This is a genomic window from Plantactinospora endophytica (assembly GCF_016862915.1).
In the GTDB taxonomy this organism is placed as follows: domain Bacteria; phylum Actinomycetota; class Actinomycetes; order Mycobacteriales; family Micromonosporaceae; genus Plantactinospora; species Plantactinospora endophytica.
The window spans coordinates 130,263-155,124 of sequence record NZ_BONW01000042.1 but is presented as its reverse complement, the minus strand read 5'-3'; the positions used below and the strand labels follow the sequence as shown (position 1 = coordinate 155,124).

At 69.8% G+C, this 24,862-nt stretch carries 17 protein-coding genes; 4 read left to right on the top strand and 13 right to left on the bottom strand.

The features are described 5' to 3' along the window. Positions 1-155 precede the first annotated feature (155 nt). Positions 156-581: a nucleoside deaminase gene (locus Pen02_RS35615; protein WP_203870587.1), complete on the bottom strand. Its 426-nt coding sequence runs from the start codon at positions 579-581 to the stop codon at positions 156-158. Continuing rightward, the gene (locus tag Pen02_RS35610; RefSeq protein WP_203870586.1) at positions 578-1,444 is read right to left on the bottom strand and encodes an LLM class flavin-dependent oxidoreductase; all 867 of its coding nucleotides are present in this window, start codon (positions 1,442-1,444) and stop codon (positions 578-580) included. Before Pen02_RS35610 ends, Pen02_RS35615 begins: the two co-directional genes overlap by 4 nt. Positions 1,445-1,537: 93 nt before the next feature. Here Pen02_RS35610 and Pen02_RS35605 point away from each other — a divergent pair, with 93 nt between their 5' ends. Together Pen02_RS35605 and Pen02_RS35600 are read left to right on the top strand one after the other, a co-directional pair. Next, entirely contained in the window at positions 1,538-1,984 is a 447-nt protein-coding gene (locus Pen02_RS35605) for an Lrp/AsnC family transcriptional regulator (protein ID WP_203870585.1), read from the top strand. Between the two features lie 49 nt (positions 1,985-2,033). Further along, positions 2,034-2,729 (top strand): alpha/beta hydrolase, encoded by a 696-nt coding sequence (locus Pen02_RS35600; protein ID WP_203870584.1) that lies wholly within the window; start codon positions 2,034-2,036, stop codon positions 2,727-2,729. 221 nt (positions 2,730-2,950) lie between these two features. Here the strand turns inward: Pen02_RS35600 and Pen02_RS35595 are convergent, their stop codons facing one another. The 8 genes from Pen02_RS35595 to Pen02_RS35560 form a co-directional block, all read right to left on the bottom strand. Next, a complete protein-coding gene (locus Pen02_RS35595; protein ID WP_203870583.1) occupies positions 2,951-4,843 on the bottom strand; it encodes a pectate lyase-like domain-containing protein in 1,893 nt (630 codons plus the stop codon). 245 nt (positions 4,844-5,088) lie between these two features. Further along, entirely contained in the window at positions 5,089-5,718 is a 630-nt protein-coding gene (locus Pen02_RS35590) for a DUF642 domain-containing protein (RefSeq protein ID WP_203870582.1), read from the bottom strand. A gap of 380 nt (positions 5,719-6,098) precedes the next feature. Next, the gene (locus tag Pen02_RS35585; protein ID WP_203870581.1) at positions 6,099-7,610 is read right to left on the bottom strand and encodes a glycoside hydrolase family 99 protein; all 1,512 of its coding nucleotides are present in this window, start codon (positions 7,608-7,610) and stop codon (positions 6,099-6,101) included. A gap of 78 nt (positions 7,611-7,688) precedes the next feature. Then, on the bottom strand, positions 7,689-10,433 hold the full coding sequence (locus Pen02_RS35580) for a PQQ-dependent sugar dehydrogenase (protein WP_203870679.1): 2,745 nt from the start codon (positions 10,431-10,433) through the stop codon (positions 7,689-7,691). A gap of 180 nt (positions 10,434-10,613) precedes the next feature. Further along, complete coding sequence (locus tag Pen02_RS35575; RefSeq protein WP_203870580.1) at positions 10,614-12,344, bottom strand: ThuA domain-containing protein; 1,731 nt, start codon at positions 12,342-12,344, stop codon at positions 10,614-10,616. 148 nt (positions 12,345-12,492) lie between these two features. Further along, positions 12,493-15,366, bottom strand: coding sequence for a ricin-type beta-trefoil lectin domain protein (locus Pen02_RS35570; protein WP_203870579.1), 2,874 nt, complete (start codon positions 15,364-15,366; stop codon positions 12,493-12,495). A gap of 220 nt (positions 15,367-15,586) precedes the next feature. Beyond that, positions 15,587-18,736, bottom strand: coding sequence for a glycosyl hydrolase family 95 catalytic domain-containing protein (locus tag Pen02_RS35565; RefSeq protein ID WP_239141833.1), 3,150 nt, complete (start codon positions 18,734-18,736; stop codon positions 15,587-15,589). A gap of 367 nt (positions 18,737-19,103) precedes the next feature. Continuing rightward, complete coding sequence (locus tag Pen02_RS35560) at positions 19,104-19,388, bottom strand: flavin reductase (protein WP_203870578.1); 285 nt, start codon at positions 19,386-19,388, stop codon at positions 19,104-19,106. Positions 19,389-19,982: 594 nt separating this feature from the next. Between Pen02_RS35560 and Pen02_RS35555 the strand changes: the two genes are divergently transcribed. Continuing rightward, entirely contained in the window at positions 19,983-20,768 is a 786-nt protein-coding gene (locus tag Pen02_RS35555; protein WP_203870577.1) for a helix-turn-helix domain-containing protein, read from the top strand. Further along, complete coding sequence (locus tag Pen02_RS35550) at positions 20,759-20,956, top strand: DUF397 domain-containing protein (protein WP_203870576.1); 198 nt, start codon at positions 20,759-20,761, stop codon at positions 20,954-20,956. The genes Pen02_RS35555 and Pen02_RS35550 overlap by 10 nt, the downstream gene beginning before the upstream one ends. Positions 20,957-22,415: 1,459 nt before the next feature. Here Pen02_RS35550 and Pen02_RS35545 read toward each other — a convergent pair. From Pen02_RS35545 to Pen02_RS35535, 3 genes are all read right to left on the bottom strand, one after another. Then, a complete protein-coding gene (locus Pen02_RS35545) occupies positions 22,416-23,396 on the bottom strand; it encodes a sporulation-delaying protein SdpB family protein (protein WP_203870575.1) in 981 nt (326 codons plus the stop codon). Continuing rightward, positions 23,390-23,956: an SdpA family antimicrobial peptide system protein gene (locus tag Pen02_RS35540; protein ID WP_203870574.1), complete on the bottom strand. Its 567-nt coding sequence runs from the start codon at positions 23,954-23,956 to the stop codon at positions 23,390-23,392. Before Pen02_RS35540 ends, Pen02_RS35545 begins: the two co-directional genes overlap by 7 nt. 76 nt (positions 23,957-24,032) lie before the next feature. Further along, complete coding sequence (locus tag Pen02_RS35535; protein ID WP_203870573.1) at positions 24,033-24,692, bottom strand: sporulation delaying protein family toxin; 660 nt, start codon at positions 24,690-24,692, stop codon at positions 24,033-24,035. Positions 24,693-24,862 lie beyond the last annotated feature (170 nt).

Sequence of the window (24,862 nt, the reverse complement as noted above, 5' to 3'; positions counted from 1 at the left end):
TGTCGCCCGCCCGGACGGCGTTTCGGCCAACATCGCCACCCGGCGATCTTCTGCGATCGGCCGTGGTCTGTCGGGGGCCGGATGCGTGACCGCCCCGGCGGCGGACAGGGGAGTTGCCGCCGGGGCGGGCGGGTGGCGGTGTCGTACCGCCGGGCTCAGTGGTAGTAGCCGGCCACCGGAGCCTGGGCCTCGTCGAAGAGCGCCGGACCGTCCTGCGGCACCGGCGGGAAGCCGCCGGAGGGCTTCAGGGTGCCCAGCTGGGCGCCGGAAAGCGCGTACACCACCCGGCCGAGGCCGGCGCGGTCGATCGCCCCGGTGCACATCTCGCAGGGCTGGCAACTGGTGTAGAGCACGGTTTTCGCCACGATCTCCGGCGCGAGTTCCCGGGCCGCCCACCGGGCCAGCTTCTGCTCCGGATGCGCCGAGATGTCCCGGTCGGTGATGGTGGTGTTCCGCTCCTCGGCCAGTACCGTGCCGTCGGGGCCGACCAGCAGCGAGCCGAAGGGCGGGTTGCCGGCCGCCCGCGCCTCGGCGGCGAGTGCGATGGCCCGGCGCAGCAGGCGTTCGTCGTCGGATGTCACGGGTTCTCCGTCCGGTCGGTGTCGGGATGCCGCCGGGCGGCGGCGACGGTGGCCAGTGCCTGCCAGGCCACCTGTGGGGTCAGCGTCTCGGCCGGATCTCCGCCGAACGGGTCCAGCACGACGGTCTCGGCGCCGAGCAGGCGGAGCGTCTCCAGGTCGTCGAGCACCTGGTCGAGGCTGCCCTCGCCGGCCAGCCGGTCCGGCCCGACCAGCGGTGTGTCGGTGATCCGCAGCACGATCCGGGGCGCCAGGGCGGGGACCGGCCGTCCCTGTTGGTCGGCGATGGCCTTCAACCGCCGCACCGCGTCGGCGAACCAGTCGAGGCGGAACCGGAGCGGATGCCATGCCTCGCCGAGGCGTACCGCCCGGTGCATGCCGGCGTCACTGTTGCCGCCGACCCACATCGGAATGTGGCCGGCACGAAGGTCCCGGTCGTCGGCCCAGGCCGCCCGGATCGTCGCCAGGTACTCGTCGGTGAGCCGGCCGCGCCGCTCGAACGGTACGCCGAGGGCGGCGAACTCCTGCCGGGCCCAGCCGACGCCGACGCCGAGGACCAGCCGGCCCCCGCTGAGTCGGTCGAGGTTGGCGGCCATCCGGGCGACCAGCAGCGGATGCCGGTACGGCACGATCAGCACCGTCGTGCCGAGCCGGACCCGACTGGTGATCCCGGCCAGCCAGGCGAGGGTGGTGAACGGCTCGTAGAACGGCGCCGGATACTGCTCGGCGACGTCCGGGGTCACCACCACGTGGTCGGAGACCATCAGCAGGTCGAAGCCGAGTCCCTCCACCGTCTGCGCCCATCGGCGCAGTAGGTCGGGATCCGTCCCCGGCCCGAAGTTGGGCACGTTGACACCTATTCGCATCCGGAGAACCTAGCCAGTGAGGTGCGGCGGCAGGAAGGAGTTTCTGCCGGCGTAGTCGGACAGGCGCCGTGGATCTGCCGGTAGTGTGGCCGGGTGGCCGAGGACCTTGATCCGACCGACTGGGCCATCCTGGCCGAACTGCAACGGGACGGCCGGGTCCCGCTCACCGAGCTGGGCCGGCGGGTCAACCTCAGCGCGTCCGCGACGACCGAGCGGGTCAGACGGCTGGAGCAGACCGGCGTGATCACCGGCTACCGGGCCGAGGTCGACCTGGCCAAGGTCGGCTATCCGGTGCTCGCGGTGGTCCGGCTGAAGTATCCCGGCAGTCGGCACGAGCCGCTGCACCGGCTGCTCGACGGCCGCCCGGAGATCCTGGAGTGCCTGCGGACCACCGGGGAGGACTGTTACCTGCTGAAGGTCACCGCCGACGACATGGGTCATCTTGAGCAGGTCGTCGACGACCTGGCCCAATTCGGCAGTACCACCACCAGCGTGGTCTACCGGCAGACGCTGCCGTACCGGGGACCGGCGCGGAGGTAGTGCCGGCCGGGCCGGTGCGTGCGATCCTGACCGCCGGAGGTGGCCGCCGATGACCGGGTACCCGCTGGTGTTCGTGCACAGCCCGCTGCTCGGGCCGGCTGGCTGGACACCGACCGCCGCGCTGCTGGGCGGGGCGGGGTACGCCGTCGTCGTACCCGATCTGCGGCCGGCCCTGATCCGGCGCCCGCCCTACTACACCGGGCTCCGCGACGTGGTGCTGTCGGCGGCCGGCGACCATCCGGACCGGCCGGTCGTGCTGTTGGGACACAGCGCCGCCGGTCCGCTGCTTCCGGCGGTCGCCGAGGTACTCGGTGCACGGGTCGCCGCCGTGGTCTTCGTGGACGCCCGGCTGCCGCATCCGGGTCGGAGCTGGCTCGACTCGCTCGACGAGCACCGGGCCGACCGGCTGCGCGGGCTGGCCACGGACGGCCTGCTGCCTCCGTGGGACACCTGGTTCCCGGCCGGGGCACTCGACCGGGAGTTGCCGTCGGGACCGCCCGGACGGCGCTTCCGTGCCGAACTCGTGGCCACGCCGCTCGGCCTGCTGACCGAGCCGGCACCGACGGCCACCGTGCCCGATCACGCAGCACAGGTGTACCTGCGGCTGAGCGCGGCATACGACGACGACGCGACCACCGCCGACCGGCTCGGCTGGCAGGTGCTGCGGACCGATTCGGTACATCTCGCGCCGGTGACCCGCCCGGCCGAGCTGGCGGCGCTGCTCCGCCGGACTCTTCCAGCCTGAGCCGACCGGCGCACCGCGCGTTGGTTCGACCTCACCGAAGCCGCCCCGTCGTCGTCGCGGTCAGCCGAGCGTGCTCCGGGTCGGCGACGCTCCGCCCGCTGCCGTTGTCGCTGTCGTTGTCGTTGTCGTTGTCGTTGTCGCTGACCGCGCCGCACGGTGCGGGGCGGCGGTCGGCCTGGTCCGTACCGCGACCGACCGCCGCCCGGTGTGCCGCTGTCCGACTACGGGGCCGGGTATTCGGTCAGGTAGACGGGTGCGCCGATCCGGGTCGTGTCGGCCGCCTCGCCGACGCCGTTGACCACGTGGTCGATGATGCCGGCGCTGAGGTTGACGGTCATGATGTGGTGCAGTTTGACGCCGGGCGTCTCCGGCACCTCGAAGCCGTTCTCGGTGTGGATCGTCGGGTTGTTCTGGTTGAAGACGTAGACACCGCCGCCGTGCAGGGTGTGTCGCTTCACCCGGTCGCCGACCTTGTAGCCGGCCCAGCCCTCGACGTCGCCGTTCATCCAGTCGGCCTGGGTCGGCGGGTCGTACGGCAGTTCGTTCTGGTAGAGGATGGTGGTGCCGTCCTCGCCGTTCCAGACGGTGTTGTAGCGCTGGAAGTGCTCGACGAACAGCCCGGTCGCGGTGACGTGATCGCCGTTGATGACGGCGCCGTAGCGTCCGGTGTTGGTCCGCCAGCGGTCGGTGTCGCCGTTGACTCCTTCGGTGAAGCCCTCGACACCGTGGTCGCCGCGCCAGACCCAGGTGTGGTCGATGAGGACGTGGTCGCTGTTCACTTCCAGCGCGATGTGCGTCTTGCCGATGTGCGGGCCGCCGACCCGGAAGTACACGTCGGAGAGCGTGATCGGGTTGGCCGGGGTGCTGTGGTCGCGGCCGTGCCGGTCGCCGACCCGGAGCAGCACCGGCGACTCGCGCAGTCCGGCGTCGACGGTGACGCCGGCCACCACCACGCCGGGTACTCCGGCGACGTCCAGCGGGGTGGCGCCGTTCACGGCGGTGAGGGTGGCGTGCCCGATGCCGAGCACCACCGTGTCGGGACGCTTGACCTCGATGCTGCGGGCGACGTCGTAGACGCCGGGGGTGAGCAGCAGGTGCCGGCCGCGTGCCAACTCGCGGTTGATCACGTGTACCGAATCGGACGGCTTGGCGACGAAGAAGTCCCGCAACGGGATGGTCCGGCCGGGCGTGATGCCGTCGCCCCAGGTGATGCCCCGGGTGTCCCGGCGTACGGCCGGCACCCGGACCTGGTACTTCCCCGACGCGTCGACGAAGAGGTACGGCTTCTCCCGGCTGAGCGGCGTGCTCTCCAGCGTGGTGTACGGCGGGTTCGGGAACTCGGCGTCGTCGGGTGCGCCGACCACGCCGGCGAAGACCTGGTTCCACACCGCGTTTGACCAGCTCGCGACCTCGCTGTTGCGGGTCAGCCACTGCTGCTGGGAGCCGTTGGTGGTGGCCGGCAGTCGGGAGTCGGCGATGAAGCCGCCGCTGGCGTACTGCGGGCCGGCGGTGCAGTAGTCCATCAGGGACAGTCCGCCGCCGCCGATGTTCAGCCGGCGCAGCGAGACCGCCTGCGAGACCGCCCAGAAGTTCGCCGAGGCCCGGCAGCCGTCCTGGCCCGTCGCGATGATGTTGATCGACAGGTTGGAGAGGGTACGCCAGAAGTTGACCAGGGCGATGCAGTTGCCGGTACCGCCGCCTTCGAGGCAGCGGTTGTAGACCTCGACCTTGCCGTTGATGACGACGTCGGTGGGGGAGGCACCGAGCCCGGAGACCTCGGTGTAGTAGCCGACCTTTATCTGTAGTGGCTGCTCGGCGCTGCCGTAGGTGCCGGGCTTGAAGAGGTAGGCGTACCGGTCGGTGCCCATCTCGTTGCCGACCTGTCGGGCGTGGGTCGCGTCGAGGGTCGCCTGGATCTCGGTGACCGGCATGCTCGGGTCGAAGACGGTGACGTTGCGCCCGAGGTCCTGCGTACCGTGCCGGGACGGGCCGGTGGCGCTGGCGGGTGCGCTCGTCGCGGTGCTGGCGGTGACCAGTACGAGGCCGAGCACGAGCGCCCGGCGGAGCGTCCGGCGCGGGGAGCGCCGCCGGAGGCCGGGGGAGGAGGTCGTCATGCGGTTCGTCCGTCCTTTCCGCTGGCCGGAGCGGCGGCTCCGGTCGCAGCGACGGGGTGGGGTCGCCTCTCACGGACGGCGGCGGAGTGCCCCGGCGGGTCAGAGAGCGCTCTCTCACCCGACCGGCGGTACCCGCCGCCGAACGAAGAAGGTTGACATGTTTCTACCCGTTGCCCGCCCCGTACGCCATCGGGCGAGCGGGCCGCCCCGGCGGAACGGCGGCGGGGCGGCCCACCGTACGACCGTCAGGAGATCCGGATCGCGGTCCTCGTCGCGCTCGCGGGACAGACGACGAGCAGGCAGCTCTCGACGCGTACGGCGTCGACGACCGGACCGAACGCGCCTGGTGTGGTGCTGGTGAACCGGAGGGTGGTGGAGTGGGAGAGCACGTTGGTGAAGTACGCCGTCCGGTACACGTAGCCCATGTCGGACGGGCTCTGGCCGGTGGTGTCGAAGGTGAGGTCGTCGATGGTCTGGCCGTTGGCGGTCACCGTGCCGCTGGTGACGACGGGGCCGTTGTCGGGGTTGCCGGCCAGGGCGAAGCGCACCCGGTAGGTGGTGAGCACGGTCGTCGGCAGGCTTCGGGCGACCGCGCCCGGGCTGTAGCCGTTGAGGTCGAGGGACTGGTTGCCCTCCGCGTGCTGCCAGTCGCGGGTCAGGTCGACGGTGCCGGCGGCGACCGTCCACGGGCCCAGTTGCTGGCCGGCGGCGAAGGTCGTGAAGTCGTTGAAGATGACCGGGTTCTCGAAGCCGTCGGCGAAGACGACGGCGGCGGAGGCGGGACTCGGGCTCAGGACGGCCAGCAGGGTGGCGACCGCCACCGCCAGGCTCGCGCCGATCGACGTACGACGGGCACGCGGAGGGGTACTTGCCATGCTTGTCCTTCCGACGCAACTACCCCGGCCGGGCGGATGCCGGGACGCCGTGCCGTGCCCGGCTGCCGGTAGCCGAGGGATCGATGTCTGTCGGTGACGCTATGGTGACGCGAAGAAGCGTCGCAAGGTCGTCCGTCGCCCGGTGCCCCGCCGTCATCCGACAGCGGAAGGAGTATCGGCCGGCCTTGACATGCCTGCCCGACCAGCCGCCGGAGTCCGTGACCACGGACCCGAACGAGGTCGAGGGGGCCGTCGCGGCCGAGGGTGCGGATCTGTGTCGGCTCGGGTCGCGCCGGCCGGTACTCAAACCCAGCCCGGCGGCGGAACCGCCGGCCGGGGCACGGCGGGTGGCCCTGGCCGGGGCCACCCGCCGTGGCCGGTCAGCCGCCGACCAGGTCGAACCGCTCCCACGGGCCGATCCCGGTGCGGTTGGCGACCAGCGGTGCGGCCCCGGCGTTCTCGGCGACCACGTACCGGTTGTTCACCAGGGCGCGCAGGCTCACGCTGCCGTCACCGTTGCGGACCAGCGCGAACGTCTCCCAGCCGCCGACCGTCGCCCGGTTGGCGACCAGCGGCGCGGCCCCGGCGTTCTCGGCGGCGACGTACTGGCCGTTGGCGCGGGCGCGCAGCGCGACGTTGCCGCCGCCGAGTTCCACCAGGTCGAACTGTTCCGCCGTACCGATCGCGGTCCGGCTGGCGATCAGCGGGGCGGTGCCGGCGGTGACGTACCGGCCGTTGGCGTGGGCGCGCAGGCTCACCGGCCGAACCGGGTTGGGATCCGGTCCCGTCCCCGGGCCGACGGCCGGGTTGAACTGGCGCACCCAGTACCGGGTCCGGTCCAGGTACGCGGTCTCGGCGGCGGTGCCGGTCTGCCCGTACGCGCCGGAGTAGGTCAGGTAGCCGTGTCCGGCCGGCGGGCTGCTGCGGGCCGGCTCGATCGTGGAACCCTCGTGCCACTCGTTGAACGAGGTGATGGAGACCCAGGTCGGCGAGCCGTTCGCCGCGTTCAGCGCGTTGCCCCACTGCCGGTCGTACGCCGCGCCGTTGGCCCGGTCCACGGTCGGGGTGGTGTTGCCGGGTACCGCCCGGTCGTCCAGGTAGCCCGGTGCCACCGAGGGTGCCCAGACCAGGCCGTTGGCCTTGCAGAAGGCGCTGGCGTTGGCCCAGCCGGGCGCGGTCGCCCCGGCGATGCCGTCGTAGGTGTACATCCCGCCGAAGTGCGCGACCTTCGTGGTGTCGGTGGTCTGGGCCAGCACGATGCTGTTCCCCTTGACCTGCTCCAACGGGGTCCAGTCGGTGATCCGCAGGCTCTCGAAGACGTAGAACGCCGACCGGTTGCCGTGCGCGGCGTCCCGGTAGAAGGCCGGGTGGCCGCCGTACCGGTTGTGGATGTAGTTGATGTCGGCGACGGTCGAGGCGGCGGTCCGCCCGGTGTACGGCTCCATGTGCCAGGCGACCTTGAGGCCGTGTTCGGCGGCGGCGTCCAGTACCACCGGAGTCAGGTTGTCCTCGAAGGAGCCCTGCCCCCACCAACTGTGCACGACCACGCCCACGCCGGCCCGGCTGATCCAGGCCATGTGCTGCCGCACCGCCGCCGGGTCACCGGAGTCGTACGCCCCCAGCGTCGGGTAGAAGTTGGCGCCGATGTCCTGCGGCGGGGTGTGCCCGCCCTGCTGCCAGTGCCGGTAGCTGCCGGAATGGGCCGGGTTGCCGTACCAGGAGTAGTAGAAGATGTGCACGTTGTCGGCGGTCTGCGGCGGTGCCGCCGCCGCGATCGGCGCTTCGGTGCCCGGCGGCGCGGCGGCTGCCGCCGAGGCGGCCGGTGCGGTGAGCCCGGCCGCCAGCAGCAGGGTGGCGGCGACGCTCCGCAGCCAGCGTGTTTTCGAGTACATGGCATTACCTCCGTAGTGACGCCGGACCGGGCGATGCGGTCGGGGGACGCCGACTGCACCGGCCCGGCCCGGCGGTGCTCAGCCGGTGACGGTGGTGAACTTCTCCCACGGACCGATCGCGGTCCGGTTGGCGATCAGCGGGTTCGCCCCGGCGTTGTCGGCGGCGACGTACATGTTGTTCACGGTGGCCCGCAGGCTGATCGTGCCGTCCGAGTTGCGGACCAGCGCGAACGTCTCCCACGAGCCGGCCGACGCCCGGTTGGCGACCAGCGGGTTCGCCCCGGCGTTCTCGGCGCAGACGTACATTCCGGTGCTCCGCGCCCGCAGCGCCACGTTGCCGCCGCCCAGGTCGACCAGGTCGAACTGTTCGGTGGTGCCGATGGTCGCCTTGTTGGCGATCAGCGGGCTGGCGCCGACGGCGCTGACGAACTGGTTGTTCGCCCCCGCCCGCAGGCCCGTCCCGGTGCCGCCGGTGGTGCCGGTGGCGAAGGTGAACGAGTCCACGTCGAAGAGGTTGCCGGCGCCGCCCTTGAAGACCAGGAAGAGCGTGGTCGTCCCGGACGGTTGGTTGGTCAGGTTGGTCGCGACGTTGGTGAAGGTGTCCCAGCTACCGGTGTTCGCCACCGCGACGGTGCCGAGCAGGGTTCCGGTGGCCGAGCCGGCCCGGACCTCGATGGTGCCGCCGGGGCCGCCGGAGGAGACCCGCGCGGTGAACCGGGTGGCGTTGCCGAGCTGGTACGGCTGGTAGGAAATCCAGTCGTTGTTGTCGATGAACCCGGCCGTCGCACCGCCCTCGGCGGCGGCGTGCGCGGCGGTCTGCACCCCGCCGGACTGGGCGCCGAAGTGCTCACCCTGGCGGTGCCTCGGTTGCAGCGTCCGGCTGCTCTGCGAGGTCAGGCCGCCGTTGTCGGTGTAGCTGGCGATGAAGACGCCGTAGATGTTCGCGGCGGCGTCGTGCTCACCGTCCACCGGCACGGCGATGGTTCCGGAGCAGCCGGTCTTCGAGGTGATGTCGTGGGCGTGGCTGTCGTGCCCGAGGGCGTACCCGACCCGGACCCGGGCACAGTCGATGGTGCCGTCCTCCGGGTCGCTCACCGTCACCTGGTACGGGACGGTGTCGCCGAAGCTGAACAGCGCACCGTTGCCGGGCACGGTCAGGTTGATCGTCGGCGCCGTGTTGCCGACCGTGACCACCAGGCTGGCGGTGGCGGTCAGCCCGGCCGGGTCGGTGACCCGCAACGTCGGCGTGTACCGCCCGTTCGTGGTGTACGTCTTCGTCGGGTTCGCCGCCGTCGACGTCGTACCGTCGCCGAACGTCCACAGGTAGCTCAGCGCCCCGCCCTCCGGGTCGGAGCTGCCGGCCGAGGAGAAGTTGATGGTCAGCGGGCTCGGTCCGGAGGTGCGGTTGGCGTTCGCCACCGCGATCGGGCTGCGGTTGCCGCCGCCGATGTACTCGATCCGGTACAGCGCCTGGTTGCCCGAGCCGGTGCCGTAGTCGAGCACGTAGAGCGCGCCGTCCGGGCCGAACGCCTGGTCCATCACCTGGGTACCCCGCCACGGGAAGTCACTGATCTCCCCGGGCGAGCCGTCGGCGTTGACCGCGATCGCCTTGATCCAGCGCCGGCCGTACTCACCGGCGAAGAAGCGGCCGTTGAGCGAGGCCGGGAACTTGATGCTGGAGTTGAGGTTGGCGTCGTACCGGTAGACGGGGCCGCCCATCGGCGACTCGGAACCGCCGCCGAACTCGGGTGGCGAGCCGGCGTCGCCGTACTTGATCCAGCTCGGCTTGGCGGCCGGCAGGGTGGTCAGGCCGGTGTTCCGGAACGAGTTGTTGGTCGGCCCGCCCGCGCAGTTGTACTTCGCCTGCGACGGCCCGGACGGGAAGGTGTACTCGTTGTACGTCTCCGACGTGGTGTTCGTGCCGGTGCAGTACGGCCAGCCGTAGTTGCCCGGCCCGGTGATCCGGTTGAACTCGACCTGTCCGCCCGGACCCCGGTTGGCGTCGCCGACGCCCGCGTCCGGCCCGTAGTCACCGAGGTAGACGATCCCGGTCGCCTTGTCGACGCTCATCCGGAACGGGTTCCGGAAGCCCATCGCGTAGATCTCCGGCCGCGTTCCGGCGGTGCCCGGCGCGAACATGTTGCCGGACGGCACGGTGTACGTGCCATCGGCCTGCGGCTTGATCCGGAGCACCTTGCCGCGCAGGTCGTTGGTGTTGCCGGAGGAGCGCTGCGCGTCGAACTGCGGGTTCCGGTTGGTCCGCTCGTCGATCGGGGTGTACGAGTTCGACTCGAACGGGTTGGTGTCGTCACCGGTCGACAGGTACAGGTTGCCGGCGGCGTCGAAGTCGATGTCGCCGCCGACGTGGCAGCACTGCCCCCGGTCGTTCGGCACCTGGAGGACCACCCGCTCGCTGCCCATGTTGAGCGTGTCGTCGGCGTTCATGGTGAACCGGGACAGCCGCAGGTGCCCCTTCCACCGCTCGAAGTCGGCGGCGGTGCCGGTGGTCGGGGCGTCCCCGGCCGGGGTGCTCAGCGGCGGCGAGTAGTAGAGGTAGACGAAGCGGTTGCTGGCGAAGTTCGGGTCGGCGGCGACGCCCTGCAACCCCTCCTCGTCGTGGGTGTAGACCGGGATGTTGCCGGCGACCTTGGTGTTGCCGGCCGCGTCGGTGACCCGGACGGTGCCGTTGCGGGCGGTGTGCACCACCGACCGGTTCGGCAGCACGGCCAGGGACATCGCCTCGCCGATCTCGGCCGAGCCGGTGGCGAGGGTGACCTGCTGGTAGTCGGCGGCGGGGACCGGGTCGGCCTGGGCCGCCGCCATCGGCAGCGCGGCGAAGACCGCCGCGGCGGTGGCGACGGTCGCGGTCGCCAACGACCACGGCCGTCGTCTGGTGGGGTGCGGTGTCACGGGGACCTTCCTTCTGGTGGCGGGGGTGCGTGGGCCGCGCCCCGGATCGCGGGACGCGGCCCACGCGTGGTGGGGACGAGGGGAGTGGCGGGGTCAGCCGCCGTAGACGTTCAGGTCCCAGAGCGAGTAGCCCCACTGGGTGGCCCGCTGGGTACCGGTGATCCGGACGTACCGGCCGTTGGCCGAGATCGGCACGTCGTCGACGCCGCCGTCACCGGTGGTCGTCGCGTAGACCTGGGTCCAGGTGGAGTTGTTCGGCGAGACCTGGATCTGGTACGCCCGCCCGTACGCGGTCTCCCAGTTCAGCCGCACCCGGTTCAGCGGGTACGCCGCGCCGAGGTCGACTGTGATCGACTGCGGGTCGGAGTACGCGCTGCCCCAGCGGGTACCGGAGTTGCCGTCGACCGCGTTCGCCGCCACGTGCGGGCTGCCCGGCTCGACGCTGGTGGCGGTGACGGACTTGCCCCGGGCCAGGTCGGTCGCGGGCGGCTGGGTCGGCCCGTCGGTCTTGATCCGGACGTTGCGGTAGTTGATGTCCAGCCCGGCGCCGTCGTTCTGGAGTCCGATGTAGCCGTTGGCGATGTTCCGGGTGCTGGTGTAGTCGTTCACCTTGACGCCGTTGAGCCAGACCTCGACCCGCTGGCCGTGTACGCCGATCTCGTACGTGTTCCACGAGCCGGGCGGGTTCAGCGCGGCGTTGCGGATCGTGGCGTTCGGCGCGGAGAAGCTGTAGACACTGCCGGTGGTCCGGGACGGGTCGGCGTCGGTGGCGTCGATCTGGATCTCGTGGCCGGCGTCGACCGGCCGCCACGGGTCACCGGCCGGGTCGGGGAAGCCGATGAAGACGCCGCCGTTGTCGTCGCCCGGCATCATCCAGTCGACCTTGAGCGAGTAGTTGGCGTAGGTGCGGACCGGGAACCAGAGCAGCCCCATCCCGCCGAACGAGGTCAGCGTGCCGTCGGCCAGGGTGAACCCGCCCGGCCCGGCCTGCCGCCACTGCCCGAAGGTGGCCTGGGTGCCGTCGAAGATCGCGGTGTAGCCGGTCTCCGGCCGGCAGTCGGCCGGCGCGGCCCCCGCCGCGATCCGCAGGCCACCGAGCAGCATCCGGGTGAAGTTCGGATCCGAGTACGACTCGTCGGTGTGCCCGAGTCCGGTGTACCAGGACCGTCCGCCGCCGTAGTTCTGGCACCAGGTGATCGGATGGTCGCCACCCATCGACCCGCCGCTGTACGACGACTCGTCCAGGCTGGCCAGCACCTTCACCTGGGACCGGGGGTTGGTCCGGTAGTTGTACCACTCGTCGGTGCGGGTCCAGGTTGCCGGCAGGTGCGAGGTGGAGACGTTGCCCCGGTCCTCGACCCTGATCCGGGCCTGCTGGGTCGCCGGGTGCGAGGCGAAGTACGCCCCGACCAGCCCGCCGTACCAGGCCCAGTCGTACTCGGTGTCGGCGGCGGCGTGCACCCCGACGTACCCGCCACCGCCCGCGATGTACGACTGGAACGCGGTCTGCTGGCTGGCGTTGAGTACGTCGCCGGTGGTGTTCAGGAAGACCACCGCCTGGTACTGGCCGAGGTTGCCGGTGCTGAACGCCGCCGCGTCCTCGGTGGCGGTCACGGTGAAGCCGTTGGCGGTGCCGAGTTGCCGGATCGCGGCGATCCCGGGTGCGATGGCGGAGTGCCGGAAGCCGGCGGTCTTGGAGAAGACCAGTACCCGGGTCAGCGGGGCGGCCTCGGCCGGTTCCGGTGCCACCGCCGTGACCCCGGCGGCCAGGGCGAGACCGGCGGCGAGGGCCGCGGCCACGCCGGTGAGGAGACGTCTGCGCATGGAAGCTCCTAGCTAGCGGGGGTTCGGTGCCCGGAGGGCCGCCTTGCCGAGGGGCAGCCCTCCGGGCCGTCCGCCACCCGTTCCGGGCGGCGGTGCCGCTGGCCGGCACCGGGGGTAACCGGCCAGCGGACGGATCAGCCGAGCGAAATCAGGGCAGGGTCCAGTTCTGCGCCCCAGAGGCGTTGCAGTCGTAGATCTGCAACTGCCGGCCGTTGCTCGGGTTGGAGGCGGGGATGTCCAGGCAGCGGTTCGACTGCGGGTTGCGTAGACTGCCGTTGGCACCGGCCACCCACTGCTGCGCCCCGCTGCTGTTGCAGGTCCAGAGCTGCACCAGGGTGCCGTTGGTGGTGCCGCTGGCCGCCACGTCCAGGCACTTGCCGAGCGCCCGGATCGTGCCGTCGCCGGGCAGCGTCCACGTCTGGTTGGCCGAGCCGGCGATGCAGTCCCACATCTGGACCCGGGTACCGTCGGCGGTGCCACCGGCGTTGACGTCGACGCACTTGTTCATGCCCCGGATCGCCCCGGTACGCGTACCGCCGCCGCCGACCGGGGTGCTGACCCCGGCGCCGGTGAAGGTGTAGCTGTCCAGGTCGAGCAGGGCGCCGCCGCTGCCGCCGGTGAAGACGACGTAGAGGTCGTGGGTACCGTCGTCCGGCTTGGTGACCGGGGCGGTGACCTCGGTGTAGTTGTCCCAGCCGCCGGTGTTCGGCACGGTCACCCGAGCGACCTCGGGGCCGGTCGGCGAGTCGTACCGGAAGGAGACGACGTTGCCGGCCTTGTCCGACGAGACCCGGGCCCGTACCCCGGTGATGCCCTTCAGGCTCACCGCGTGGTGCCGGACGTACTCGCCGGTCTGGATGTCACCGAGCCGCCGGCCGCCCTCGGCGCCGGCGGCGTTGATCACCTGCGGGCCGTTGAGCGAGACGTAGTGCTCGGCCTGCCACTGCTTCGGCCAGAGGGTGATCTCCTTCTCGCCGGTCAGCGGGACCGCGCCGGTGGCGCCCCGGTCGGTGTAGCTGGACCGGAGCACGAAGAAGAGCACCGAGTCCGGGCCGGCGTGCACCGGTCCGGTGTTGACGGTGAAGCCGCAGCCGGTGCCCTGGCCCTCCTCGTGCGCGTGCTCCTGGTGCCCGAGCGCGGCCCGGATCACCACGTTGGCGCAGGGCACGGTGCCGTCCTGCGGGTCGGTGGCGGTACCGGTGGAGGTGATGTTCTCGTTCCACGAGATCATGCCGCCGTTCGGCAGCCCGTCCAGGGTGACCGTCGGCCGGTTGTTGCCGACCACGATGGCGATCTGCGTGGTGCCGGACCGGCCGGTACCGTCGTTCACGGTCAGCCGGGCCCGCTTGTCACCGTTTGTGGTGTAGGTGTACGTCGGGTTCGCGGCCGTCGAGTCGACGGTGCCGTTGCTGTCGAAGTCCCAGGCGTACGTCAGCGGGTTGCCGTCCGGGTCGGAGCTGCCGGCGCTGGAGAAGCTGACCTGGAGCGGGGCGAGCCCGTTGTCCCGGTTGGCGGTGGCGACGGCGGTCGGGGAGCGGCCACCGGCGACGTAGTTGATTTTGTAGAGGCCGGCGGCGACGTCACCGGAGAAGTAGCCGTTGCCGTACTCCAGCAGGTAGAGCGAGCCGTCGGGGCCGAACTCCATGTCGATCGGGTGCACGAACTGCATCCCGGCGAGGACCGGCTCGATGATGGTCGGGTTGCCGGTACGCGGGTTGCCGTTGTCGAACTGGACCTCCTTGATCCAGTTGCGGCAGTACTCGGTGATGATCAGCTTGTTGTCGTAGTACGCCGGCCACTTCACCTCGGAGTTGAGGTTCGGGTCGTAGTGGTAGACCTCGGCGTGGTTCGGCGAGCCGCAGCCGCCCGGGTTGTCCAGCGCCGGCCACTCCCGGCTGCCGCCGTGCTGCTCCCAGACCAGCGCGCCCCGGGTCGCCGGCAACTGCTGCTGCCCGGTGTTGTTCGGCGAGTTGTTGACGGGGCCGGTGCTGCCGCCACACGGGAACCAGCCGCGCGGCTGGTTGGTGGCGAAGTTCCAGTCGTTGTAGGCGACGTTCGGCCCACCGCAGTACGGCCAGCCGTGGTTGCCCGGCGCGGTGGCCCGGTTGTACTCGTCGTACGCCGCCGGCCCCCGGTTGGCGATGGTGGCACCCGCATCCGGCCCGACCTCGCCCCAGTACAGGGTGTTCGAGGTCTTCTTGTCGACCCAGATCCGGTACGGGTTCCGTACCCCCATGATGTAGATCTCGGGCCGGGTCTGCGCCGTACCCGGCGCGAAGAGGTTGCCGGACGGGATCGTGTAGGTCCCGTTGTCCTCCGGATGAATCCGGTTGATCTTCCCGCGCAGGTCGTTGGTGTTGCCCGAGGTCCGCTGCGCGTCGTACTGCGGGTCGCGGCCGGACCGCTCGTCGATCGGCGCCATCCCGGCGGAGTCGCCGCCGGAGTTGGTGTTGTCGCCGACCGCGAAGTAGAGGTTCTCGGCGCTGTCCCAGGTCATCGAGCCGGCCGAGTGACAGCAGAGCCGCCGCTCGGTGGGCCACTCGATCAGCCTGGTCTCACTGCCCAGTTGCAGGGTGCTGGTGTTGAAGGTGAACCGGGAGATCCGGTTGACCAGCGGGTTCGCGACCGGCGAATAGAACAGGTACACCCAGCGGTTGGTGGCGAAGCGCGGGTGCAGGGTGATCCCGATCAGCCCGTCCTCGAACCGGGCGTCGAGCTGCAACGTCAGCGCGACGGTGGTCGAGCCGGTGGCCGGGTTGTAGAGCCGGACCTGGCCGCCGCCGGAGCTGGTGCCCCGGTTGATGTAGAGCACCTTGCCGTCCGGCAGCACGGAAAGCTCGATCGGCTCGCCCATGGAGAGCCCGCCGTCGAGCTTGACCTTCTCGAACTGGGTGGTCGGCGGCGGTGCCGCCGTCGCGGGCGGGGCGGCGACGCTGACCGCGACCAGCGGCGGCAGCAGCGCCGCGACCGTGGCCAGCACGACGCCGGCGATGGTACGACGCGGTGGGGTTCTTCGGTTCATCATTCGCTCCGGCGGTGTGGGGTGGGAACGGTGGGCCCGGCCTGGTCGGCAGGGCGCGTGGCCCGGGGCGGCAGCCCCCGATCGGGTACGCGTCAGCCGGGTCGGGCGGGTGCGGACCGAGCCAGGGCCGCCGATGCCCCGGCTCGGGGTCGAGGTGGTGCGGTGGGGTGACCCGGCCCGGCCGGCGAGTCGTCGGCGGAACCCGCCGGCCGGGGGGTGCTCAGGCGGGAACCAGGTCGAACTTCTCCCAGGGGCCGATCGAATCCCGGTTGGCGATCAGGGCCGCCGCGCCGCCGTTCTCGGCGACGACGTACTTGCTGTTCACGCTGGCCCGCAGGCTGACCGAGCCGTCCGAGTTGCGGATCAGGGCGAACGTCTCCCAGGGGCCGGTCGACGGCCGGTTCGCGATCAGCGGGCTGGCCCCGGCGTCGGCCGCGCAGACGAACTGGTTGTTCACCCGGGCGCGTAACCCGATGTTGCCGCTGCCGAGGTCGACCTGGTCGAACTGCTCCCACGACCCGACGGCGGCGGCGTTGGCGATCAGGTTGCCGGCGCCCGCGTTGCTGGCGCTGACGTACTGGCCGTTGGCCTGGGCGCGCAGCGCCACCGCGCCGGTCGGCTGGGTGCCGCCGGTCAGGATCCGGAGCGCGTCGATCATGCCGACCGAGGTGGTCTTGTTGACGATCCGGATCGTGTGCTGACCGTTGGTCAGCCCGGTCCGCCGCCAGACGACCTGCTGCACCTGGCGGGCGCCGGAGGCGTTCAGGTTGACGTTGGCCTGGAACACGTTGTCCAGGTAGACGTCGACGTTGCCCATGTCGCTGAACCGTTCCGACAGGTATTCGACGCCGGTCCCGGTGAAGGTGTACGACGCGGCGGCGTTGACGGTGTTGCTGTGGTGGGTGTCGTCGTTGTAGTCGCCGTACCCTCGGGCGTTGGTCAGGTGCCAGTTGGCGTCGTAGGTCAGCATCGTGTTGTTGACCAGGTCGCCGCCGCCCGGGTTGCCGGAGCCGCCGCCGAGGCCGAGCGTGGAGGCGGTACCGGAGAGCGACTTCGCGCCCTGGTTGGCGCTGCCGGTCAACGTGGTGGCCGAGTAGTTCGAGAGCGGCTTGCCGGTCCGCTCCACCACGTAGTTGGTGTTCGCCGCCGTGCCAAAGGTGATCTCGCCGGCCGTGCTGGTCGTCAGGATCGCGTTGTCCGAGGTACGCCGGACGCGTACCTCCTGGTTGCCCCACGGGTTCACCACCCGGGCCTGCTTGCCGTGCAGGCTGCGCAGCCCGACGTACTTGATCTCGCCGGCCTCCCGCTCCGAGCTGACCAGGAAGCCGTCCTTGGCCAGCAGGGTGAACTTGCCGACGAAACTGGAGTCGGTCGGCACCGCCGGGAACACCCGGATCTTGTCGTTGTACGACTGCATCAGCGACTCGTTCATCGCCGCCAGGTGGATGCCGAGGTACTCGAAGACGCCGTTGGTGTTGTTGGTCATCCCGTTCGGGTAGTTCTGGTACTTCTGGAGCATCGTCTTCATGCCCTGGAACGCCTGGTTGCCGAGGCCCAGCCGGGCGGCGTGCACGTGGTCGTTGGCCCAGACGTTGCCGTACGGGTGCGGCCGGACGTTGAAGGTGTTCACCGCGGTCTGGTAGTCCGGGTAACCGATCCCGGTCAGGTCGTACGGCCAGACCAGCTCCAACGCCACGTTCTCGCCGTTACGGGTCGGCGACGACGGCGGGTCGTGCGGCAGGTACGCCCCGTTCGAGATCTGGTATGGCGCCAGGTTGTTCACGATGTTCTGCCAGTTGGCGCGGAGTCCGGAGTCCAGCCCGAGCTGCGTGCTGACCTGGATCGTCAGCGGGAAGAGCAGCCGGACGGCGGCGAGATCGGTGATCGCGTTCCGGACGTCCCAGTAGGTTTCGTGGGCGTTCGAGTTCGCCATGTAGTAGCGGCCGGAGGAGTCCCGGCTCAGGATGTCCTCGTAGAACTTCACCGCCTCCCGCATGTACGGGTATGCAGTGTTCCGCAGGTAGTTCTCGTCGTTCGTGTACCGGTATTGCAGGTACATGTTGTAGGCGGCCTCGGTGCCGGTGGAGTAGAGGTCGTTGACGTAGTCGCTGTTGATGGTGCCCCGGGCGTTGCCGTCCCAGCCCATCGTCTCCGGCACCCAGAGCCCGTCACTGCCGTAGCGGGTGGTGGTGTAGGACTTGAGTGCGGAGAGGTTGCGACTGTAGAGCCGGTTGAAGCCGGATATCAGGTCGACGTGGTTGCTGGCCAGGAACGAGTTGTAGACGTCGCGCTGGTTCCAGTACCAGTAGCCGTTGCTCCACTTCGAGTTGTCCTGGGTGGCCCGGAACACCCCGTTGATGAAGTGGAGTGGGTAGTTGCCGAACCCACCGGCCGCGATCATGTAGGTGGCCAGGTAGTAGACGTTCTCCAGGTAGTCGGCGTCCCCGCCGGAGTTCGAGTACTGCACGAACGACTTGGCCCAGAAGTTGTGCCACCAGTTGCGGTAGTTGTTGAGCGTGGTGGCGTAGCCGGTCGCCTTCACCGCCGCGAGCTGGTTCTTCGCCTGCTGCACCGAGTTGAGCCCGGGGGAGTTGATCCGGGAGGCGGCGGTGAACCAGATGGTGTAGTTGCTGGTCGGGGTGATGTTCAGGCGTACCCGGGTGCCGTTGACCGTCTGCGACGTGTAGCTCGCGCCTTCGACGGTGGCCGCCAGGGTGTAGCCGAAGTTGTTCGGGTCGGCCTGGCCCCGGCTGATCCCGACGCCGGTCGAGTCCGCGAACGTGCTCGCGGTACGCCAGGTCGTCAGGTTCGGTACGTCCGCGATGTTCTGGACGCTGTTCAGGTCCCAGAGGCTCAGGTCGAGCCCGACACTGGTCACGCCGGACCGGGTGTCCTGGACGTTGATCCCCATCACCTCGGAGTTGGGCGAGCCCATGATGGTGACGGTGCGGTTGTTGTCATACTTGGTGGTCAGGGTGCCGTCGTAGAGCGATAGCCGCTGCTGGAACGTGGTGTAGCCGGTGTCCATCTGCGGGTTGCTGAACAGGTTGACGTTGCCGGCCGCGTAGGTCGACTGCTGCGCCAGGTCGACGTTGGAGACCTGCATCGACAGGCCGTTCTGGTTCCAGACCATCGCCCCGGTCTTGCCGTTGCCGACGGTCAGCCCGTGGATCGGGTTGGTGTTCGGCCGGTTGTAGACGATGTCGTGCTTCGACATGTAGTTGGCGTAGTTGACGTTCAAGGTGCCGGTGCTCTGATTGAACGCGGCGTCCGTGGGCGCCGCTGCGGCCGGTGCGGCCGGTCCGGTGGCAACGAGACCACCGGTGAGCAGGGCGGCGAGCATGACGCGGATCGGCGTACTCACCTTCATCGACACGATCCCCTTCTAGATCGTCCAATGGCTTGCGTCTCGCGCCCCGGAGGCCGGTGCAGCTCCCCATCCGCCGAAAACGGGGAGCGACGTCGAGACGGACCGAGTCGGTGAGCCACCCAGGGGTCCGCTGACCTCCGGGTAACCATCGACTCATGTCTGTGATTTGCAGTTAACATTGGATGTCTTGCATCCGTCAATCCCTGGCCACGATCTTTTTGAACCTTGTATGGGCGGGACTGCCGGGGGTGATCGAGCGGATACATCGGAGGTATGGCGCCCAGGCTGGGCCGATGTACCTTGCACGCAGCCCGCCCCGGACCGGGGACCTGGGTCCAGGGCGGGCCGGCGGGTGACGAGGCGGGTCTCAGCGTCGCCGGGGCACCCAGTAGAGCAGTTGACCGGTTATCAGTGCGGGGTGGGTGTCGGGCAGCGCTTGCAGCGCGCGGGTGAGGTGGGCGGCGAGGTACATCATCAGACCCGCCCGATCACCCTTGAACCCGATGAGGAGGGCAAGGCGGGCCGCCGCGCACGGCCACGGGTCGTGGCAGGTCTGACACTGGTACGTCCGTGCCGGGCTGTGCCGGCCGGCGGGGGAGCGGCGAGCATTCCGGCGTACGGCCCGGTACCAGCGCTCCTGCGGCCCGATCACCTGTCACGCCCAGGCGGTAGTGGTGGTGGGTTGGCCTCGGTGCTGTCGTGCTGAGGTGAGGTCGGCGGTACGGCTGTTGGTGTGGTGGGCGTGGATGGGCGCGAGCCAGGGGTCGCGGCGGTTGGTCGGCCGCGGGCGACGGGACGGCGTGGCTGTTCGGGTTGGGTCGGCAGGTGCCGCGCGGAGGGCAGCCCGGTAGTTCGCTCGGGAGAGTGGCGGTGGCGGCGGTGGTTGATAGGGCATCGGCACCAGCTCGACCGAGTCCGGACAGCGCCACCGGTAACCGCATCGGCAGTAGCGCCAGAATCGGCGCCAGTCGCGGCGGTGATAGGGCTTGATTCTGCGCCAGAGCTTCATGATCGATGCCTTCCGTCCGGGAAATGGGACGGGGGCGGCGCCAGGCTCCGACCATTGACACCGCCGCCGTGGGCACCCACCCGGATGAGAAGGTCACGGGGGCGGGCGAGTGCCTTAATTCCACCCTGGACTGTGGCCCCGTTTGGTCGGAAGATGCTGGTCGGGCGTGGGTAACCCGTCGGCACGCCATTCGTCATGACCATGAAAGCCGAAGTGATTTGGGGGACGTGAAAACCTATGTCTGCGAGTCAATATCTGGTAGAGGACCTTCGTCGGACGCGCGAGCTGATCGGGCTGACCCAGGACGCGTGGGGCGAGCGAATCCACTTCTCTGCTAAGCATGTCGGCGCAGTTGAACGCGGCGAACGACCGGCACTCCCGGACTACCTGGGCGCCGTCGACCGCGCCTTCGGCACTGCGTTCATGAAGTTCTACCGGATGTTCGTGAAGGGCGAACATGCCCCGATCTGGTACCGGCCCTTCATCGAGTACGAGGGCCGGGCGAGCCTGCTCAGGGTCTACCAGCCGCTTCTCATACCGGGGATTCTGCAAACCGAGGCGTATGCACGGGCCGTGCTGGCCGGCTATCGTGTTCAAGCGGATTCCGTGGAAGGCATACTCGCGACGCGGTTCGGTCGGCAGGAGATCTTGCATCGTCGGCCTGATCCCTGCCAGTTGGTTGCAGTCGTCGACGAAGGAGTCCTGCACCGCAGGGTGGGCGACGCGGCGGTCATGCGCGATCAGTTGAAGGCCCTGGTGGCGGCGTGCGATCACCCCAATGTGCGGGTGCAGGTCGTCCCGTTCGACGCTGGGGCATACGCCGGGCTCGACGGCCCGCTGGCGATCGCGACCGTGGACGGCCGCTCGGTCGGCTTCCTGGAGGGGCATCTCAAGGGCCGTGTCGTAGAGAGTCCGGATGCCACGATGGACCTTGAAGGCGCCTGGGAGGCCATCCGGGACTACGCTCTACCCGGTAACCAGAGCCTAGACTTGATCATGAGGACGGCTGAGAAATGGACGTGAGCACCGCCCCGAACTGGCGTAAGTCAACGCGTAGCGACAGCGGGACCTGCGTCGAGGTAGCCGACAACCTCCCCGGCCGCGTCCTCGTACGCGACAGCAAGGACCCGCAGGGGCCAGTCCTGACGTTCAACCCTCAACCGTGGCGCGGGTTCGTCGCTCTCACGAGGCACGGGCAACTGTCCTCGTAGGTTCTTTGTGCTCTGACGATGTCGCGTGAATCGCCGATCCGAGCTATCGCACCCTTTGTGTACGAAGCCGGCGATCCACCTCCGACCGTCGGATGTGGGTAACCGGCTGGCGCCCGACTGAAATGTCCCGTGCCAGTCCGTACGAACGCTGACAGCTTGCTGTGCCCGGAGATTCAGTCGCTGGGCACCGCCCAGGTCCCTGTACGCTGAATTCAGGCTTCAAGCTAGCCACACCACACGCTCGGGCGTGGTTCCAGGAGGATGATCTTGCGGACCAAAGTGAAGAAAAATGGCGCAGATGATCTTTAGCGCCCCAGGTCAAGAAGTCTGCTCCCCGCGCACGCGGGGGTGATCCAGCCAAAGTGAGCATTCACAGCAACCAGAAACACTGCTCCCCGCGCACGCGGGGGTGATCCTCTGGGCAACGCGCTTGGCTTCACGCGAGAAGCCTGCTCCCCGCGCACGCGGGGGTGATCCACATTCTTCATTACTCTAGAACCACGTCGATCCCTGCTCCCCGCGCACGCGGGGGTGATTCGCAGATCGTGACCTCCCGCCCCTTGAGCCGGACCTGCTCCCCGCGCACGCGGGGTGATCCCATCTCTTCCTCCTTCACGGCCAACAGGCCGATCTGCTCCCCGCGCACGTGGGGGTGATCCGAAGCTGCCGTCCGGGTACGCGCCGCTGCTCAGCTGCTCTCCGCGCACGCGATCGCGGGGTGCTGCCGTGCGGTACCGACTTGGCCCGCTGCTCCCCGCGCACGCCGGGGTGATCCGGGCTGGCCGGACGGCGCCCGGGAGGGCCGCGATTGCTCCCCGCGCGCGGGTGATCCCTCCAGGCAGACTTGCCGGCATTCACCACGGCACTGCTCCCCGCGCACGCGGGGGCGATCCCGCCGGGTAGAGCCGGCGGCCGTCGTTGTCCTTCTGCTCCCCGCGCACGCGGGGGTGATCCGGCCGCCCGGACGGCGCTGGAGGCGGACATGCACTGCCCCCGCGCACGCGAGGTGCCCCCGTCCCTCTGCTTGTCTGCGATGTACGAGCCCTGCTCGCCACGCAAGTCGCCAGTTACACCCGGCTCGAATGTCTCCGTGTTTCGTCCGAGCCGGGCGGCGTCCCGCCGAGTCCCGGCACAATAGTCGGCTGGTCGGCGGATGTCAGGCGGCGGTGCAGGACCTGACCAGTGGTCGGGCGCCGGAGTTGCCTGTAGTCGCAGCGGCGAAGTTGTTGCCGTGGCTACCAGTGGACGTGAGACCTGCCCCTGACGGTCGGTGTTGCCTGTCTGTCACGGGAGCGGGCACAGATCACCGGCCGGGAGGTCGACGATGGCCGAACTGACAGCGCCGCCGTCGCTCACCGCGCGATTCGCGCGATTCGCGATCAGGGTAGACGCCGAGGGAAAGCGGCGCGGCGCCCTCCCTCGGACCGGTCACACACCAACGCCCTGTCGACTTTCCGCGTCACGGCCGACGAGTCACCGCCCGGACCGGCAGCACCGCGCTGATGCGCGACGGGGTCGCCCGCCTGATCCGCCCGGCAACGGCAAGTGCTGCCGCGCGTACCCGTTCCGGCATCGGAAACGGCAGGTCGACCGGACGCAGGTAGAGCACCAGCGCCGCGAACATCGCCAGTCCGAAGCTCCACAGTCCCATCAGGACGGCGATGCCCAGGTGCAGCGCCACCCCACCGGCCAGCAGCAGCGGCCACCGGTGGCGGGGCGCGAACAGGCCGAACACGAGCGCGAACTCCAGTGCCATCGAGCCCCACGTCAGTGCGGCGACCGCCGTTCCGTGGCTCAGGACGCCGATCAGCGGATCTCGGATCCACAGCGGAGCGCCGAACATCGGATCGACGAGCCAGTAGTAGAGGGCCGTTCCGTCCCGCCATTCGGTGACGCCGAGTTTGGCCACGCTGGCGTGCAGGTAGATGCCGGCGACCTGGACGCGGATCAGCACCAGCGCGGCGACGGCCAGCAGCGTCGTCTCCCTGCGCCGCGTGCCCTCGGGCGGCGCGGCCCAGTGCCAGCGGCGCCGGTCGGTGAGCGCCACCGGCAGCAGCAGCAGCGCGAGTACCTGGGTGACGTGGTCACCACCGTCCGGAATGCTGACCGACGCGGGCACGCTGAACGACACCCACCAGTGCGGCAGTGCGGTGAACCGTGGCCGCCAGCCGGACGCGACGACGGCGAGCAGCGCGATGGCGACGTACCGGGCGACACCCGGTTGGTCGGGTGCCACGCAGAACAGGCTGATCTGCCCCAACCCGTCGCAGTAAGGGGCGTTCGGCATCCCGGCCACCGGAGCGAACAACGCACTCGGCTGGCTGAACACCAACGTTCCCATCGTGCCGAGGGCGAGCAGGGTGCGCGCGAGGCCGTACACGTTGGTCCAGGGCGCGTGCTCCGTCCACCGCAGGGCTGCGGCACCGAGCCGGGTCAGCACGTGACCACCAGCCGCACCACCTGCGCCGGCATGCTGATCGTGCGGTCCGACCCGCTCCATGCCCACGGCACCGGTACCTGGCCGGCGAAGCCCACGTCACCGCACAATGTCGGGTCGAGACTGGGGTTGTCCATCGGAACGGGCACGGCCCGCTCGATACAGGCCGGTATCCCACGTCGGCACTCCTGCCACTGTTCCGCCGTGAGCCGGGTGGTCATGGTGGCGATCTCGACTCCCTGGGTACGGGAGGCGCGGTTGAACCCGAAGGCGTTGTGCGGCTGGGAGTGCGGCCCGCGCAGGGCGCTGTGCCAGCCTCCGTCCGTGCTGCGCACGAATGCCAGCACGTCCTGCTCGCGTGGGTTGCGGGTGAACATCGCCCAGCCCTGCGGCAGGATCTGCCGTACCGGCGTGCGGGCGGACTCCTCGAACGGCAGCGAGACCGCGTTGGCCGGCAGTTGCGCGTGCACCACGAAGCCGGCCAGCGCCGCGCCCGCCACCAGCAGCGCGAGTGCCACGGCGCCGAGCCGCCGCGTGCCCGGGGTCGCGTCCGGTTGTGTCATGTCGTCGTCCTTCCGGAATGCTGGAGGCGGTACGGGTCGGCACGGCTTCCGCGCGTCCCGACCCGTACCGTCGGGGTCACAGGGTGCGGGCGACCGCGTCGACCCACTTCTCGACGGGCAGCGTGCGGACCTCGGAACTGTCGACTGGCGGGGACATCATCATGTACTGAATGTTGATCACTGCAATCCAGTTGATGATCAGGACCGCGATAGCCGTCGTGATGTTCACGGCGGTCTGAATGTTGACGGCGAGGGTGATCGCGGCGCATTGGCCGGTACCGGTGCCGTCCTGCATCTGCGCGCGGGCCTCGACCTCGACGACCCGGGCGATCACGTCGCCCGCGTCCTCGAGGCCGAGCTGGATTTCGACGTGGTCACCGCTGCGCATCGCGGCGGCGAACCGGTCGACGAATCCGGGCTCGACCTTCTCTCCGTCGGCCAGCAGCCGGTCGATGGCCGCGATGTTCTCCGGCGTCGCCGGTACCGAGGTCAGGGCCAGGTCCGGATACCTCTCGGCGGCCGGCCCGACCCCGAACACCAGTCCCTTGAGCAGCGCGGCCGGGTCGACCGGCACCTCCTTCGCGGGCTTCTCCGTGACCGTGACGGCCGAGGCCGCAGGTCGCTGCGCCGCAGCCGGCGACGGCCCGACGACCACCATGGAACCGGCCGCGGTGACGGACAGCACCAGCCCGGCGGCCACCCGTCGCCGGTGAAACTGTCCCCGTATCTTCTCCATCCTTACCTCCTGATCTTTTTGCAGGTGTGCCGGACGGTAGATAGGCGCTCTGAACGGCCACTGGTCACGACTGAACATTCAGTTGGTACCGACTGACGATTCGGTTCCGATCGATGACAGAAAGATCGATGACGTTTACTTGCACCGATTGATCACGCGACACTAGGCTC

Bases quoted from the DNA above. Each gene is read 5' to 3' on its own strand.
- Pen02_RS35575 (WP_203870580.1), bottom strand. From the start codon at position 12,344: ATGCGCAGACGTCTCCTCACCGGCGTGGCCGCGGCCCTCGCCGCCGGT.
- Pen02_RS35550 (WP_203870576.1), top strand. From the start codon at position 20,759: ATGGACGTGAGCACCGCCCCGAACTGGCGTAAGTCAACGCGTAGCGAC.
- Pen02_RS35540 (WP_203870574.1), bottom strand. From the start codon at position 23,956: ATGACACAACCGGACGCGACCCCGGGCACGCGGCGGCTCGGCGCCGTG.
- Pen02_RS35565 (WP_239141833.1), bottom strand. From the start codon at position 18,736: ATGAAGGTGAGTACGCCGATCCGCGTCATGCTCGCCGCCCTGCTCACC.
- Pen02_RS35580 (WP_203870679.1), bottom strand. From the start codon at position 10,433: ATGGCGGCGGCCCAGGCCGACCCGGTCCCCGCCGCCGACTACCAGCAG.
- Pen02_RS35610 (WP_203870586.1), bottom strand. From the start codon at position 1,444: ATGCGAATAGGTGTCAACGTGCCCAACTTCGGGCCGGGGACGGATCCC.
- Pen02_RS35600 (WP_203870584.1), top strand. From the start codon at position 2,034: ATGACCGGGTACCCGCTGGTGTTCGTGCACAGCCCGCTGCTCGGGCCG.
- Pen02_RS35585 (WP_203870581.1), bottom strand. From the start codon at position 7,610: ATGTACTCGAAAACACGCTGGCTGCGGAGCGTCGCCGCCACCCTGCTG.
- Pen02_RS35570 (WP_203870579.1), bottom strand. From the start codon at position 15,366: ATGAACCGAAGAACCCCACCGCGTCGTACCATCGCCGGCGTCGTGCTG.
- Pen02_RS35555 (WP_203870577.1), top strand. From the start codon at position 19,983: ATGTCTGCGAGTCAATATCTGGTAGAGGACCTTCGTCGGACGCGCGAG.
- Pen02_RS35535 (WP_203870573.1), bottom strand. From the start codon at position 24,692: ATGGAGAAGATACGGGGACAGTTTCACCGGCGACGGGTGGCCGCCGGG.
- Pen02_RS35590 (WP_203870582.1), bottom strand. From the start codon at position 5,718: ATGGCAAGTACCCCTCCGCGTGCCCGTCGTACGTCGATCGGCGCGAGC.
- Pen02_RS35595 (WP_203870583.1), bottom strand. From the start codon at position 4,843: ATGACGACCTCCTCCCCCGGCCTCCGGCGGCGCTCCCCGCGCCGGACG.